This is a genomic window from Oceanicaulis sp., from assembly GCF_051859625.1.
Classification (GTDB): Bacteria; Pseudomonadota; Alphaproteobacteria; order Caulobacterales; family Maricaulaceae; genus Oceanicaulis.
This window is the reverse complement of sequence record NZ_JBHYFH010000001.1, coordinates 186,861-200,378: the sequence shown is the minus strand read 5'-3', so window position 1 is coordinate 200,378 and position 13,518 is coordinate 186,861. Positions and strand designations below refer to the sequence as shown.

Sequence of the window (13,518 nt, the reverse complement as noted above, 5' to 3'; positions counted from 1 at the left end):
AGAGGACTTGAGTGTTTCAGGCCCGCCCTTACGCGGAGGGCGAGCCTGAGTGCAGATGCTTGTCTAGCGATCGCGACGGGTAAAAGCGACGCGATCAACGAGGGGTGCGGAGCCATAAAACCCTGTGATTTCCCCCTGCTCATTGCGGATGAATGCCAGTTTCCGCATGGCGCCGCTGAAGGAGGAGAAGGTGTCGTCCTGGTACGCCACAGCCTCAAAACTCCCGGTCCGGGCATGAGTGATCATCAGGCCGTCATCTGACGCTGTGACCGTATAGGCGGTGGCGAGCTCCTCGCTTTCATAAACGCCTGCAAACTCGACCAGAGTGACGCTCGCGGCGTCAAACGGGGCCCGTTCAACACGCGGCGCTTTCAAAGAGCCATGCAGTCCGATCGTGTAGTCAAAAAAGGGCGAGGCGCCGTTCACCGGTTCGGCGAACACCAGTGAGATGTCCGAGCCCGGATTGAGCATGAAGGCGCGCTCGGCGATTTGCGGCAAAGGCTGCAGCTCGTCAGCGGGTGCTCCGAGCGGGCCCAACAGCAATCCGTCATCGCGGGCGGTGATCGTAAAGACCATGCCAGGCTGGATTTCATAATCCCCGGCATAGGCCGCCAGTTGCGCCGGCGTGGCGGGGGACCAGTCCGGATCTGGTTCAGCAATATAATTGGCGCTGTCGCCGAGAAAGGTGTCAGCGAGCGCGAACGCCAGCCCGGCGCTGTCGAAATCGGTCCGATTGCTCATCACGCTGAGCTCGAAATCTTCGCTCGGAATACGCAGCAGGAAGGCGCGGTAGCCCGCATCCGTTCCGCCATGCGACCAGGTCTCAAGGCCGTTATACACGCGCAATTCCTGACCTCTGCCGAAGACGGAGGTGTCGCCATTCGCCGCTGTCGACCGTTCCGCCATCAGCGCGAAAACACGGTCGTCCCCCACTGTGCGGGTCTCGAAATTCTCCGCCCATTTCAGAAGGTCGGACGCCGTAGTGAACAGGCCCGTTGACCCGGCAGTTTCATTGGCGGCGACGACGTTCGCGAAACCGTCGCGGGTCGGGTAGTAGGACGCTGCGCGCGAGGCGATGAGCGCGTTGCGGCTTTCCGGAAAGCGGGTGTTGGTCATGCCCAGCGGTTCAAAAATCCGCTCGCGGGTGAAGTCGTGGAAAGACTGGCCAGACACACGCGCCACGATATGGCTGAGCAGGGTGTAGCCGGTATTGCTGTACTCGACTTCGGCGCCCGCGGGGAAATTCACGCCCGTTTGACGGCTGATCAGCTCCAGCTCCCGGTCGCGCTGGCGGATATCATCCGCCATCCAGCCCGCCATAACGCTCAGCGAGGTCAGCTCGCGAAGGCCCCCCATATGATCAAGCAGATGCCGCACGGTGACGGTCTGCGGGTGAGGGGAGAGCTCGGGCAGATAGGTGCGGATGTCGGCGTCCAGATCAATCTGCCCATCCGAGACGAGCATCAGCGTGCTGAAGGCCGTGAACTGTTTTGAGATCGAAGCCACCTGGAAGGCGGTGTCTGGTGTGATGGCGATGCCATGTTCGAGATTGGCGAGGCCAGCGCCTCGCGCAAAGACAATCTCGTCATTGACCGATATGGCGATCGACAGGCCCGGAGCGTCATCCGTCCGCCAGGGCGCGATCAGGGCTTCCGCCTGGACGATTTCAGGCGGCATGGTTTCGACTTTGGCGGTTTCAGATGATGCGTTGCAGGCGCTTGTGAGCAGTGTCAGCGCAGCGCCGAGCAGGCAGAGATGAGCGTTTTGAATGACCATGGATGAACCCTCGTATTGTCGCGAGGGTCAGATGGCCCGGCCTGCCCGCTGCTTGCGACCGAGATCATGAAATCGAACCTGTTCGGGAAAGCCGGACCCGTTCGAAAACCTGCTAAGCAGTTTGTACAGTTTGCAAATTCTTTCTGAAGGCGCTGGGCGTCAGACCTGTGTGTTTTTTGAACGCGGTGTTGAACGATGATTTCGAATTGAAACCGGACGCGTGCAAAATCTGCAGGACGCTCTGTCCGTCCTGCGCTTCCAGCAGTGATTGGGCGTGACGCACCCGGTAGCGATTGATGAAGTCAAAGAAGTGAACCCCGTGAGACTGGTTCAACAGCTCGGACACTTCTCGCGGGGTCATCGCCAACTGGTCAGACAGACGCGCCAGATTAAGGTTGGGATCCAGATAGGGGGTCTGGGAGTCCATATAGGCCAGCACGCGCTGAAGGTCCGGGGCGTGAGGCGAGGCTGGGCGTGAGCTGAGGCTGATCAGGCGTCGGTCTACATCGCGGAAGAGTTCGGGGTGCAGCAAGGATTTCAGGGCGATCCATGTGGTGATGCCCAGTGCGAGCACGGCGCCCAGAAGCTGGAGCGGCAGCACCACGGCATGGGCTGGTGAGAGATTCAGCACATCCCTCAGCAGGATTAGCGTATGGGCGAAGAGCGAGGCGCCGGCCAATTGGGTCAGCCAGAGCAAAGTCTGTGACCGCCCCGCAGCATGCTGATTGCGATACAGGGTCCAGAAGCGCACCAGAACCCAGATCACCATGGCCATATAGCCGTAATAGAGCAGGTGAGAGCCGACGGTGAAGGCCGCCTGCTCGGCGGGGCTGAGATTGACGCTCGAATAGTCTCCTGGGCTCAGATGCAGTTGATCGCCCGGCAGGGCCAGCCAGAGCGCCATCGTCATGGGAATGAGGTGCAGGGCGTCGCGCCATTTCAGCCGGAAGTCGGCATAGCAGGACGCCAGAAAGAAGCCGAGAAACACGGGCATTTGCAGCTTGCCCAACGCCAGTCTCAGGGCGTTCGTCCAATGCGCCTGATTGCCGGCGTCCACCCACAGCCATCCGCTGAGCTCAATGGCGGTGAGCAACAGGAACGCGGCCAGAAAGCGGTTCGGCAAGGTGCGGGGATTGGGCGCCAGCACCAGGAAACAGGCCAGCAACACGCACATGAATCCGGTCAGGATGGACATGACCGAAAAGAAATTGACCAGCGTGATCTCTATGACCCGCCCCCCGGGCTATGACGTTCAGAATCCGTGCGGATGCGCGCAGAAAGCAAGCGGCCGGTCAAAATCCTTCAAACCGGGCGATTTCGTCCACAGAGGCGCGTTTGGCGCGCAGCCTGTTGACCGGCGCGTCAGGGTCGGCATGGCCCAGCGCCATGCCGCAATAGACCTGATCCGGGCTTTCAACGCCCAGCGCCTGGCCCACGGTTTTGCAATGGGGCGTCCAGGCTTCCTGAAAACAGGTGGCGAGGCCGCGTTCCTGGGCGGCGAGGGCGAGGCTCATCATGAACATGCCCAGATGCGCCCATTGATTGGGGTTCATCCGTTCGTCGATCACAAAGAACAAACCCACCGGCGCGCCGAAGAACTGATAATTCTGCATCAGCCAGTTCAGTCGCGCGGCCTTGTCCTCGCGCGGCACGCCCATGAGCGCGTACATGTCCTCGCCCAGCTCATAGCGGCGGCTGCGATAGGGCTCCCACAGTTTTTCAGGATAGACCGGGAAGGCGGCTTCGTCATCAAACGGGTTTTCAGCCAGTTTCTTGGACACGGCGTCGATCACGCGATGGCGCGCTTCGCCGGCCACCACAATGACTTTCCACGGCTGCAGATTGCCGCCGGACGCGGCCCGACGCGCATCCTCCAGAACGGCGCGCAATTCATCCTCTGACACCGGCGTGTCGAGAAAGGCGCGGGTGGAAATGCGATTTTTGAGGGCGTCGGAAACGGACTGGCTCATGAAGTCTCCTCTGAGTATTTTTTACAAGGGAGCGTGAAACCTGTCGGCCTGTCCAGTCAGATTGATAATCGTGATCAGATGGAAAAGCTGGTTCCGCAGCCGCAGGCGGCGGTGGCGTTGGGGTTCTTGATCTGGAAGCTCGCGCCGATCAGCTCATCCACATAGTCAATCACCGAGCCGTCCAGAAACTCCACGCTCATCGGATCAATCAGCACAGTGGCTCCGTTGCGCTCGATGCGCAGATCGTCGTCATTCGCGGTGTCGGTCAGATCATACTTGTAGGAAAAGCCTGAACAGCCCCCGCCCTCCACGGACAGGCGCAGATAGCGGGCCTCCGTTTGCGCCTTGATGATCTGGTTGATCTGGGCGGCGGCGGAGTCCGACAACGAGATATCGGCGATGTTGGCGGCTGTGGTCATGATCGGTCTGACTTTCAACGTCTGGCGTTAAGGCCTCGCATCAGTATATGGACGTTCCTGACGCCTGAAAAAAGACCTCAACCGACAATGGAGCAGGAGATGGCCCAGATGCGCGCTTCTTATGCCTGCGATCCGGCGAAAAGCCGCGGCCGCCATCATCCCCAGCCTGAAAGCGCCATGCGAAGCGCTTTCCAGCGCGACCGCGACCGGATCATCCATTCCAGCGCCTTTCGCCGGCTCAAGGAAAAGACGCAAGTTTTCGTCGCCCATGAAGGCGACGCCTACCGCACCCGCCTGACCCATTCGCTGGAAGTGTCCCAGATCGCCCGGACGCTGGCGCGGGCCTTGAACGTGGATGAGGATCTGGCCGAAGCCAGCGCTCTGGCGCACGATCTGGGGCATCCGCCCTTTGGACATTCAGGCGAGGACGCCCTGTCTGAATCCATGGTCGATTTCGGCGGCTTTGATCATAACGCCCAGACCTTGCGCGTGGTGACCAAGCTTGAAACCCGCTACCCCGAGTTTGAAGGCCTGAACCTCGCCTGGGAGACGCTGGAAGGCGTCGTGAAACATAACGGCCCGCTGATGCGTGCGGGCGATGATCCCAAAGTGCTGCCCTGGGGCTTCCGCGCCTATCCGGGCTGGCAGGCGCTGGAGCTACACACCCATGCCGGGGTGGAGGGCCAGATCGCGGCGCTGTCAGACGACATCGCCTATAATAATCACGACATTGATGACGGCCTGCGCTCAGGGATTCTCAAGATCGAGCAGCTGATGGATCTGCCGCTGGTGGGGCAGGTCTTCCGGCGTTGCCGCGAACGCTATCCTGATATTTCAGAGAACATCCTGATCCATGAAGCCGTGCGCGAGATGATCGGTCTGATGGTGGCGGATGTTCTGGAAGAGAGCCGGCGCCGCCTTGAAGAGAGCGGCGCGGACAGCCCCGACGCCGTGCGCAGCCTGGATCAGCCCGTGGTGGCGTTCTCGGACGGCATGACGGAAAGCCTCGCCGCCGTACGGCGGTTCCTGTATGCGAACATGTATCTGCATTACAAGGTCAAGCGGATGAAAGAGAAGGGGAAAATGGTTGTTCGAGACCTGTTTTCCGCCTTTCTGTCTGACCCCATGTTGTTGCCGACCGAGCTTCAGAGGGACGCCAGCGGCGCAGGCGCGGAAGCGACGGCGCGTGTGGTGTGCGATTACATCGCCGGGATGACGGATCGCTACGCGATTGAGGAGCACCGCAAGCTCTTCCACGTGGAGGGTTGGGGCTAAGACCCGCCGGACTGTGGAAAATCTCTACGGACAGGGCGACTCTGCGTCCAAGCTGTTGCTATGGTTTACGCTGCTGTTCGCCGCCGAATCACGGTGGCGCTGACCGGTGTGGAACGTGAGATGACCGACGACGACACCCGTTACGGGGCCTATGCCCCGCCGCCTGATGACTATGACACCTATGATGCGCGTGAAGACGAGCAGGACCGCCGCGGTTGGTTGTTCCTGGGCGCCTCGGCGGTGGTGTTCATCCTGTTCGTGGCGGTGGTGTACAACACCTTCCAGCTGGGCGTGCGCGAGCGCGGCGAAAACCCGGTGATCACCGCTGACGCCGAACCCTATCGCGTGGCCCCTGAAGATCCCGGCGGCTATGAAGCGCCCGATCAGGACCTCTCGGCCTATGAGTTGCGCGAAGGCGAAAGCGATCAGGCTGAAACTGAAACGCCGCCCGCGCGCACGGTTTCAGAAGAGCCCGTGACTCAGCAGCCTGCGGCGTCAGAGACCGAAATGCCCGCCCTTCAGGTGGAGACCGCCAGCGCGGATGCGCTGGACCAGCCCGCCGAGCGTGCGCCTGAACCAGAGCCTGAGCCCGTCCGCGCCGAACCTGCGCGCCCGGACCCGGCGCCGGCTCAACCCGCCCCGGCGCGGACCGAGCCACGGACCCAAACCACTGCGCAGACCGAAGGCGCCTATGTGGCCCAGATCGGCGCGTTCCGGTCCCGCGAAGACGCGGAAGCGGGCTGGGTGGCGTTCACCAGCCGCTTCTCTGATCTCGCTATCGGGCATGCGCCTGACATTCAGCGCGCGGATCTGGGCGATCGCGGCGTGTTCCACCGCTTGCGGGTCGCCGCCTTCACCAGCCGTGAAGACGCGGCGCAATTCTGCGCCTCGCTGGACGCCCGCGGTCAGGCCTGCCTGGTGGCGCGCCGATGAGCATAAGCGCGGCGCTGTACGGGCTGGAGGGGGAGACCCTGACGCCGGACGAGAAAGCCTTTTTCCGCGATAGCGATCCGTGGGGCTTCATCCTGTTCGCGCGCAATGTGGATACGCCCAAGCAAGTGCGTCGGCTGACCGGCGCGCTGCGCGAGGCGGTGGGACGAGAGGCGCCGGTTTTTATCGACCAGGAAGGCGGCCGGGTGCAGCGCCTGCGTCCGCCGCATTGGCGCGCTGCGCCGCCCGCGCGCATCTTCGGCGAGCTTTATGATCGTGAGCCCGAGCTGGCGCTTGAGGCGGTGAAACTGAACCATCAACTTCTGGGCGCCGAGCTGATCGCGCTGGGGATCGATGTGGATTTTGCGCCGTGCGCGGACCTGTCGGTGCCGGGCGCCCATGACGTGATCGGCGATCGCGCCTTACATACCGAGCCTGACCCCATCGCGAAGATGAGCACGGCGGCGCTGGACGGCTTGCGCGATCAGGGCGTGCTGGGGGTGATCAAGCATTTGCCCGGTCATGGCCGCGCCGCAGCGGACAGCCATCTGGAATTGCCGGTGGTCACGACCGACGCAGAAACGCTCTCCACGCGTGACTTTGCGGCCTTCAAGGGCATTGAAGGCGCGCTGATGGCGATGACGGCCCATGTGGTCTACGCCGCCATCGACAGCGAACATACCGCCACCCAGTCGCGCGACGTGGTGGACGGCGTCATTCGCGGCGCCATCGGCTTTGATGGTCTGTTGATGACTGATGATCTGTCCATGCAGGCGCTCGAAGGCTCTTTGCAGCAACGCGGCGAGCGGGCGCTCGCGGCGGGCTGTGAGCTGTTGATGCACTGTAATGGCACGATGGCGGAAATGATTGAGGTGGCCCACGCCGCCCCGGCGCTTGGCGGTCACGCCGCCGAGCGCGCAGGACGCGCGCTCGACGCGCGCCACAGACCGAACGTCTTTGACGCCGAGGCGGGCGTGAAACGCCTCAAATCCCTGTTTGATCAAGGGGGCGTGCCGCTGACGTCATGACCGACCTGTTTGACGGTTTCGAGGGGGATGAAGACTTCTCCGCCGCCAAGGAGGCTGGCGCGACCGAAGCGCTGATTCTCGATATCGGGGGCTGGGAAGGCCCGCTGCACCTGCTGCTGGCGCTGGCGCGCAAGAACAAGGTCGATCTCGCCGTCATCTCCATGGTCGAGCTGGCCGACCAGTATCTGGTCTTCATCAACAAGGCGCGCACGCACCGGCTCGACATTGCGGCCGAATATCTCGTGATGGCCGCCTGGCTGACCTATCTCAAATCGCGGCTGCTGCTTCCGAAACCACGCCCGGTTGATGACGAGCCCGAACCTGAAGTAATGGCGGCCGCGCTCGCCTTTCGTCTGAGCCGGCTGGAGGCCATGCGCGCGGCGGGTGATGCCTTGTTTGTGCGCTCGCTCAAGGGACGGGACGTCTTTACGCGCGGCGCGCCCGAGGGCGTGCGGTCGATCCGCACCCCGCTTTATGAAGCGGAGCTCTATGATCTTCTGAAGGCTTACGCCACGCGGCGCGAGCGTGAGGCCTTCGCCACCTATCAGCCCAAATCGCCCAATGTTTACGGGCTGGAGCAGGCCCGCAAACGCCTCACCCATGTGACGCGGGGGCTGACGGGCTGGGCGCGGCTTGATGAATTGCTGCCCGATGATGACGAGCTTGGCTATGACGCGCCCAGTTCAGATTCTGTCATGGCCTCGTCGCTTCTGGCGGCGCTTGAAATCACCAAGCATGGCGAGCTGCGGCTGAGGCAGGACGAGACCTATGCCCCGATCTGGATGCGGCAGGTGGCTGAAGCGGCCGGGCTGTCTCTAAGCGAGGAGGGCTCTGAGCATGGCTGAAGAGGATAACGACCCCATCGCCGAAGCGATCAAGGCGCTGCGCGCCCAGGCCCAGGCGATTCCCGCCGGTGACGCCGGACCGCCCGGCGTCAGGCTGGCGATTGATAACGAGCCTGAATTGCTGCGCATCGTGGAAGCGTTGCTGTTCGCCGCGTCCGAACCGCTGGATCTCGACACATTGCGCGCGCGCCTGCCGGACGACACTGACGTGCGCGGCCTGATCAATGCGCTGCAGGCCAAATACGCCGATGCGGGGGTGAACCTTGTGGAAGTGGGCGGGCGCTGGCGGTTTCAGACCGCTGAAGACCTGGGCTGGCTCTTGCGCACGGAGCGCGAAGAGCCGCGCAAGCTGTCACAGGCCGCGCTCGAAACCCTCGCCATCATCGCCTATCACCAGCCGGTCACCCGCGCGGAAATCGAAGAGATTCGCGGCGTGGCGGTGTCACGCGGCACGCTCGACCAATTGCTGGAAATGAAATGGATTCGCCTGCGCGGGCGTCGCCGGACGCCGGGGCGTCCAGTCACGTATGGCGTGACGGACGCCTTCATGGACTATTTCGGACTGGCGAACCTGTCAGATCTGCCTGGCGTTTCCGATCTCAAAGCGGCGGGGCTGCTCTCCAGCCGCCTGCCGCCGGACTTCTCCATTCCGTCGGCGGGCCATGTGCTGCCTGATGCGGACGAGGATCTGTTCAGCGAGGATGAAGCCGCCCAGTTCCATATGGATTTTCTGGAAGGCGACGAGTCCGAGGACTGACGGCGCGTGTCACTGAAATGTCGAGCTGGAGCTGACGGGGTTATTGGACCCCGGCGCTTATATCCTCTAGTGAAGTGAGAACTGAGCGCCCCGCGCGGCCTGCCGCGTTCAGCGCATCAGACAGTGTTTGCAAGGAGAGCGTCTCATGGGTGCGCATTGGACCGGCATTCTGATCGTTGTCGTTCTGCTGGTGCTGCTGTTTGGCGGCCGGGGCAAGATTTCAGGCCTGATGGGCGATCTGGCCAAAGGCGTGACTGAATTCCGCAAAGGCTTGCGCGATGATGGCGACAAGGACGATGAAAAATCATCGTCGACGTCCGCTTCAGCCGCCCTTGAGGAGGGTGGCGCGCAGGATAGCTCGTCCACCCGCGAGGACGAGCGCACCGGAGGCTAGGCCATGAACCCGGCCTTTGGTTTTCAGGAGCTGATCGTCATCGTCATTCTGGCGCTTGTGGTTGTGGGTCCCAAGGACTTGCCGCTCATGGTGCGCCGGGTCGGCAAGATGATCGGCCAGATCCGCGCTACGGCGCGTGAGTTCCAACGCAGTTTTGACGAGCTGGGCCGCGAGGCGGAGCTCGCCGAATTGCGCAAGGAAATCAGCTCGCTCAAATCCAACAATCCGATCAAGGATATCGAGCGCGAATTCCTGGAAACCGATATGGAGATGATGCGCGATATGGAGGACCGTCCCCATCCGCGCACGGCCCGCCCGATGGCGGACCCCAAGCCGCTGCCGGGTGAAGCGCTGACCCCCGATCCCGAGGCTCCTGACGCTTCTGATACTCCTGAGCCGTCTGATGCGCCGTCGACCAAGACCGGAGAGGGGTGATGGATTCGCCCCAGCTTGAGCATGACGACGAGGTGGAGTCCTCGCGCGCGCCGCTGATGGCGCATCTCGAGGAATTGCGTGACAGGCTGATCTGGTCTTTGGCCGCTGTGGTCATCGGCTTTGTGATCTGTTTCGTCTTCGCCGAATGGATCTACAATGTGCTTCTGGTGCCGTTTGAAGACGCGGCGCGTCAGGTGCGCGGCGACGCGCTGGACCTGCAGCTGATTTTCACCGCGCCGCTGGAATTCTTCTTCGTCAAACTCAAGCTCGCCTTGTTCGGCGCGATCGTGCTGGCCTTCCCGGTGCTCGCCTATCAGGTCTGGGCGTTTGTGCGGCCGGGCCTGTACAAGAATGAGCGGCTCGCTTTTGCGCCGTTTCTGCTGGCCTCGCCGCTGCTGTTCGCGGCGGGGATGGCGTTCGTTTATTATGTCATCCTGCCTTTCGTGATGAGCTTCGCGCTGGGCCAGGAGCAGATCGGGCAGGAGGGGCGCGCCAGCATCCAGCTTCTGACCCGGGTGTCGGAATACCTCAATCTGGTCACGACTTTGGCGCTGGCCTTCGGGATCAGCTTCCAGCTGCCGGTGCTGTTGTCGCTGCTGGGAAAGGCCGGGATCATCACCTCGGGTGATCTGATCCGGTTCTGGAAATTCGCTCTGGTGGGCATCGCCGCCTTCGCCGCTTTTGTGACGCCGCCCGACCCGATCAGCCAACTCTTCCTGGCGGCGGCCATGTTCGGGCTTTACGGCCTTTCGATCCTGGCGGTGAAGCTTGTCGAGCGCAAAGCGGACGAAGACGACGCCTGACGGCGGCTTGCTCGCGGTGTAAACTGCGCATGCACATCCATTTGAAGTGTGGACGATGGAAGCCTGCGCGAGTATCACGCGGGTTCCATTTCACCGTTCGACCTTTGAGTTTTTATCATGCATGACATCCGTCTGATCCGCGATGAGCCGGCGGCTTTCGACGCCGCCATGGCCCTGCGCGGCATGGAGCCGCAAGCCCAGCGCCTGATTGATCTGGACGCGCGCCGCCGTGAAGCGACCTCGCGCCTTCAGGAGATCGAGACCGAGCGCAACTCAAAGTCCAAGGAGATCGGCAAGGCGAAAGCCCAGGGCGATGAAGATCGCTTCAATGCGCTGCGCTCGGATGTGGAGAGCCTCAAATCGGAAATGGAGCGTCTGACAGAAGAGGCGCGCACCGCCGAGGAAGTGCTCAACCAGCACCTGGCCGCGCTTCCGAACCGTCCCGCAGACGACGTGCCCGAGGGCAAGGACGAGAGCGAGAACGAGGAAGTGCGCGGCTGGGGCGAGCCGCGCGAGTTTGATTTTGACGTCGCCGATCATGTGACTGTGGGCGAGCGTCTGGGGCTTGATTTCGAACGCGCCGCGGCGATGTCCGGCGCACGTTTTGCGGTGCTGCAAGGCCCGCTGGCGCGGCTGGAACGAGCGCTGGGTCAGTTCATGCTGGACCTTCAGACGAGCGAGAACGGCTATCGCGAAACGTCTGTGCCTTACATGGTCCGCGATGACGCGCTGTTCGGCACGGGCCAATTGCCCAAATTCGCCGAAGACCTGTTTCGCACCACCGATGACCGCTGGCTGATCCCCACCGCGGAAGTGCCGCTGACCAATCTGGTGCGCGACTCCATCCACGCGGAAGCCAGCTTCCCGATCCGTATGACGGCGCTGACGCCGTGCTTCCGGTCCGAAGCGGGGTCGGCAGGGCGCGACACGCGCGGTCTGATCCGCATGCACCAGTTCCTGAAGGTGGAGCTGGTGTCGATCACCACGCCCGAGCAGTCCGAGGACGAGCTTGAGCGCATGACCCAGTGCGCCGAGATGGTGCTGCGCCGTCTGGAGCTGCCTTACCGGGTGATGAAGCTGTGTACGGGCGATATGGGTTTCTCCGCGCGCCGCACCTATGACCTTGAGGTCTGGATGCCCAGCCAGGACACCTATCGCGAGATCAGCTCGTGCTCGACCTGCGGCGATTTCCAGGCGCGCCGGATGAATGCGCGCTATCGCAAGGAGGGCGAGAAGAAGCCTGACTTCCTGCACACGCTCAATGGCTCGGGCCTGGCGGTGGGCCGGGCGCTGGTCGCGATCCTTGAAAACCATCAGCAAGCCGACGGCTCGGTGCGCATCCCGGAAGCGCTGCAGCCCTATATGGGCGGCGTTGAGGTCATCAAGCCATGAGCCAGCCCCGCATCCTGCTCGTCAATGACGACGGCATCCATGCGCCAGGCCTGAAAGTGCTGGAAGAGATCGCGCGCACGGTCTCTGACGATGTATGGGTTGTGGCGCCGGCCGACGAGCAATCAGGCATGGGGCGCGCCCTGACGCTGAACGCGCCGCTGCGGGTCGAGCAATTTGACGATCAGCGCTTTTCCGTCTCCGGCACGCCGACTGATTGCGTGCATATGGCGATGGATATCCTGATGAAGGATGGGCGCCCGGACCTTTTGTTGTCTGGCGTCAATTCCGGTCAGAACATCGCCGACGATGTGACCATGTCCGGAACGGTCGCGGCGGCCATGCATGGCGTTCAGATGGGCGTGCGCTCCATCGCCCTGTCGCAAGCCTATGGCTTTGAAGGCCGGGCGCAAATCCGGTGGGAGACGGCGCGCGAGCATGGCCCGCGCATCCTCAAGGCCCTTCTGGACACGCCCTGGAGCCAGAACACGCTGCTCAATGTGAACTTCCCTGACCGGGCGCCCGATCAGGTGGCCGGCTCTGAAGTCACTGTCCAGGGCAAGCGCGATCAGGTCGTGCTGCGCGCTGATGAGCGCATGGATCTGCGCGGGCGGGCCTATTACTGGCTCGGCTTTAACGGCAAGCTGTCCGACCCGGCCGTGGGCACGGATTTGCGTGCTGTGTATGAGGGGCGGATCTCGATCACGCCGCTGCATCTGGACTTGACCAATTACGACGCCCGCACCCGCCTGAAAGACGCGCTCGGAGAGACGCTGAACCCATGACCGGCACGCCCGACACCCGCATGATCCAGCTTGTGATGGCGCTGCGACGGGCGGGCGTCTCTGACAAGCAGGTGCTGATGGCGATCGAGCGGACGCCGCGCGAGATCTTCGTGCCGGAGGGATTCGCGGATCAGGCGTTCGAGAACCGCCCTTTGCCGATTGATTGCGGTCAGACCATCTCCCAGCCTTTCGTGGTGGCGGCGATGACGGAAGCGCTCAAGCTCGACGATCGCTGCAAGGTGCTCGAGATCGGCACCGGGTCTGGCTATCAGGCGGCGGTGCTGGCGCGTCTGGCGCGCCGCGTCTACACGGTCGAGCGCTATCGCACTCTGGCCAAGGAAGCCGAAGCGCGGTTTCACGCCTTGCGTCTGTCCAATATCGTCACCCGCATCGGGGATGGCTCTCTGGGCTGGCCTGAACAGGCGCCGTTTGACCGCATCATCGTCACCGCCGCTGCGGCGGCGCGCCCCGACACGCTGCTCGATCAGCTCAAGCCGGGCGGAATTTGCGTCGCGCCGGTGCAAAACGGGCCCGTGCAGACGCTGATGCGCTATGACAAGTCCGAAGAGGGCGAGGTGACTGAAACCGCCCTGTTTGACGTGCGGTTCGTGCCCTTGGTGCCGGGCGAGGCCAGGGCGCTCTAGACTTTTCTCGAGAACCGGCTCCGATTTCACCCTCTGGCGTGATAAGATCTCCTGGCCGGGACCGCGTC

Annotated in this window: 15 protein-coding genes; 11 read left to right on the top strand and 4 right to left on the bottom strand. The window is 62.7% G+C overall.

All coding sequences use genetic code 11. The features are described 5' to 3' along the window. Window positions 1–63: 63 nt before the first annotated feature. The 4 genes from ACTIGF_RS00980 to erpA form a co-directional block, all read right to left on the bottom strand. The gene (locus tag ACTIGF_RS00980; RefSeq protein ID WP_439635091.1) at window positions 64–1,776 is read right to left on the bottom strand and encodes a serine hydrolase; all 1,713 of its coding nucleotides are present in this window, start codon (window positions 1,774–1,776) and stop codon (window positions 64–66) included. 112 nt (window positions 1,777–1,888) lie between these two features. Continuing rightward, complete coding sequence (locus tag ACTIGF_RS00975; protein ID WP_439635090.1) at window positions 1,889–2,950, bottom strand: helix-turn-helix domain-containing protein; 1,062 nt, start codon at window positions 2,948–2,950, stop codon at window positions 1,889–1,891. 118 nt (window positions 2,951–3,068) lie between these two features. Further along, the gene (locus ACTIGF_RS00970; protein ID WP_439635089.1) at window positions 3,069–3,746 is read right to left on the bottom strand and encodes a nitroreductase; all 678 of its coding nucleotides are present in this window, start codon (window positions 3,744–3,746) and stop codon (window positions 3,069–3,071) included. Between the two features lie 74 nt (window positions 3,747–3,820). Next, window positions 3,821–4,165, bottom strand: coding sequence for an iron-sulfur cluster insertion protein ErpA (gene erpA, locus ACTIGF_RS00965; protein WP_439635088.1), 345 nt, complete (start codon window positions 4,163–4,165; stop codon window positions 3,821–3,823). A gap of 99 nt (window positions 4,166–4,264) precedes the next feature. Between erpA and ACTIGF_RS00960 the strand changes: the two genes are divergently transcribed. The 11 genes from ACTIGF_RS00960 (at window position 4,265) to ACTIGF_RS00910 (ending at window position 13,450) form a co-directional block, all read left to right on the top strand. Next, window positions 4,265–5,440, top strand: coding sequence for a deoxyguanosinetriphosphate triphosphohydrolase (locus tag ACTIGF_RS00960; protein WP_439635087.1), 1,176 nt, complete (start codon window positions 4,265–4,267; stop codon window positions 5,438–5,440). Window positions 5,441–5,560: 120 nt separating this feature from the next. Further along, window positions 5,561–6,373: an SPOR domain-containing protein gene (locus ACTIGF_RS00955; RefSeq protein ID WP_439635086.1), complete on the top strand. Its 813-nt coding sequence runs from the start codon at window positions 5,561–5,563 to the stop codon at window positions 6,371–6,373. Further along, window positions 6,370–7,398: a beta-N-acetylhexosaminidase gene (gene nagZ / locus ACTIGF_RS00950; protein WP_439635085.1), complete on the top strand. Its 1,029-nt coding sequence runs from the start codon at window positions 6,370–6,372 to the stop codon at window positions 7,396–7,398. Before ACTIGF_RS00955 ends, nagZ begins: the two co-directional genes overlap by 4 nt. After that, complete coding sequence (locus tag ACTIGF_RS00945) at window positions 7,395–8,243, top strand: segregation and condensation protein A (RefSeq protein WP_439635084.1); 849 nt, start codon at window positions 7,395–7,397, stop codon at window positions 8,241–8,243. The genes nagZ and ACTIGF_RS00945 overlap by 4 nt, the downstream gene beginning before the upstream one ends. Continuing rightward, entirely contained in the window at window positions 8,236–9,000 is a 765-nt protein-coding gene (gene scpB / locus ACTIGF_RS00940) for an SMC-Scp complex subunit ScpB (protein WP_439635083.1), read from the top strand. Before ACTIGF_RS00945 ends, scpB begins: the two co-directional genes overlap by 8 nt. 145 nt (window positions 9,001–9,145) lie before the next feature. Beyond that, on the top strand, window positions 9,146–9,394 hold the full coding sequence (locus ACTIGF_RS00935) for a Sec-independent protein translocase TatA (RefSeq protein ID WP_439635082.1): 249 nt from the start codon (window positions 9,146–9,148) through the stop codon (window positions 9,392–9,394). A gap of 3 nt (window positions 9,395–9,397) precedes the next feature. Then, window positions 9,398–9,829 carry a Sec-independent protein translocase protein TatB gene (gene tatB / locus ACTIGF_RS00930; protein WP_439635081.1) on the top strand — a complete coding sequence of 144 codons (432 nt, stop codon included), beginning with the start codon at window positions 9,398–9,400 and terminating at the stop codon, window positions 9,827–9,829. Next, window positions 9,829–10,632, top strand: a complete 804-nt coding sequence (tatC, locus tag ACTIGF_RS00925; protein ID WP_439635080.1) for a twin-arginine translocase subunit TatC — start codon at window positions 9,829–9,831, stop codon at window positions 10,630–10,632. The genes tatB and tatC overlap by 1 nt, the downstream gene beginning before the upstream one ends. Before the next feature lie 117 nt (window positions 10,633–10,749). Beyond that, a complete protein-coding gene (gene serS / locus ACTIGF_RS00920; protein WP_439635079.1) occupies window positions 10,750–12,024 on the top strand; it encodes a serine--tRNA ligase in 1,275 nt (424 codons plus the stop codon). After that, window positions 12,021–12,806 (top strand): 5'/3'-nucleotidase SurE, encoded by a 786-nt coding sequence (gene surE / locus ACTIGF_RS00915; RefSeq protein ID WP_439635078.1) that lies wholly within the window; start codon window positions 12,021–12,023, stop codon window positions 12,804–12,806. Before serS ends, surE begins: the two co-directional genes overlap by 4 nt. Beyond that, the gene (locus ACTIGF_RS00910) at window positions 12,803–13,450 is read left to right on the top strand and encodes a protein-L-isoaspartate(D-aspartate) O-methyltransferase (protein WP_439635077.1); all 648 of its coding nucleotides are present in this window, start codon (window positions 12,803–12,805) and stop codon (window positions 13,448–13,450) included. Before surE ends, ACTIGF_RS00910 begins: the two co-directional genes overlap by 4 nt. Window positions 13,451–13,518: the final 68 nt, after the last annotated feature.

Excerpts from the sequence above, each read along its gene's own strand:
- ACTIGF_RS00980 (WP_439635091.1), bottom strand. The coding sequence starts at position 1,776 with ATGGTCATTCAAAACGCTCATCTCTGCCTGCTCGGCGCTGCGCTGACA.
- ACTIGF_RS00975 (WP_439635090.1), bottom strand. The coding sequence starts at position 2,950 with ATGTGCGTGTTGCTGGCCTGTTTCCTGGTGCTGGCGCCCAATCCCCGC.
- ACTIGF_RS00970 (WP_439635089.1), bottom strand. The coding sequence starts at position 3,746 with ATGAGCCAGTCCGTTTCCGACGCCCTCAAAAATCGCATTTCCACCCGC.
- erpA (WP_439635088.1), bottom strand. The coding sequence starts at position 4,165 with ATGACCACAGCCGCCAACATCGCCGATATCTCGTTGTCGGACTCCGCC.
- ACTIGF_RS00960 (WP_439635087.1), top strand. The coding sequence starts at position 4,265 with ATGGCCCAGATGCGCGCTTCTTATGCCTGCGATCCGGCGAAAAGCCGC.
- ACTIGF_RS00955 (WP_439635086.1), top strand. The coding sequence starts at position 5,561 with ATGACCGACGACGACACCCGTTACGGGGCCTATGCCCCGCCGCCTGAT.
- nagZ (WP_439635085.1), top strand. The coding sequence starts at position 6,370 with ATGAGCATAAGCGCGGCGCTGTACGGGCTGGAGGGGGAGACCCTGACG.
- ACTIGF_RS00945 (WP_439635084.1), top strand. The coding sequence starts at position 7,395 with ATGACCGACCTGTTTGACGGTTTCGAGGGGGATGAAGACTTCTCCGCC.
- scpB (WP_439635083.1), top strand. The coding sequence starts at position 8,236 with ATGGCTGAAGAGGATAACGACCCCATCGCCGAAGCGATCAAGGCGCTG.
- ACTIGF_RS00935 (WP_439635082.1), top strand. The coding sequence starts at position 9,146 with ATGGGTGCGCATTGGACCGGCATTCTGATCGTTGTCGTTCTGCTGGTG.
- tatB (WP_439635081.1), top strand. The coding sequence starts at position 9,398 with ATGAACCCGGCCTTTGGTTTTCAGGAGCTGATCGTCATCGTCATTCTG.
- tatC (WP_439635080.1), top strand. The coding sequence starts at position 9,829 with ATGGATTCGCCCCAGCTTGAGCATGACGACGAGGTGGAGTCCTCGCGC.
- serS (WP_439635079.1), top strand. The coding sequence starts at position 10,750 with ATGCATGACATCCGTCTGATCCGCGATGAGCCGGCGGCTTTCGACGCC.
- surE (WP_439635078.1), top strand. The coding sequence starts at position 12,021 with ATGAGCCAGCCCCGCATCCTGCTCGTCAATGACGACGGCATCCATGCG.
- ACTIGF_RS00910 (WP_439635077.1), top strand. The coding sequence starts at position 12,803 with ATGACCGGCACGCCCGACACCCGCATGATCCAGCTTGTGATGGCGCTG.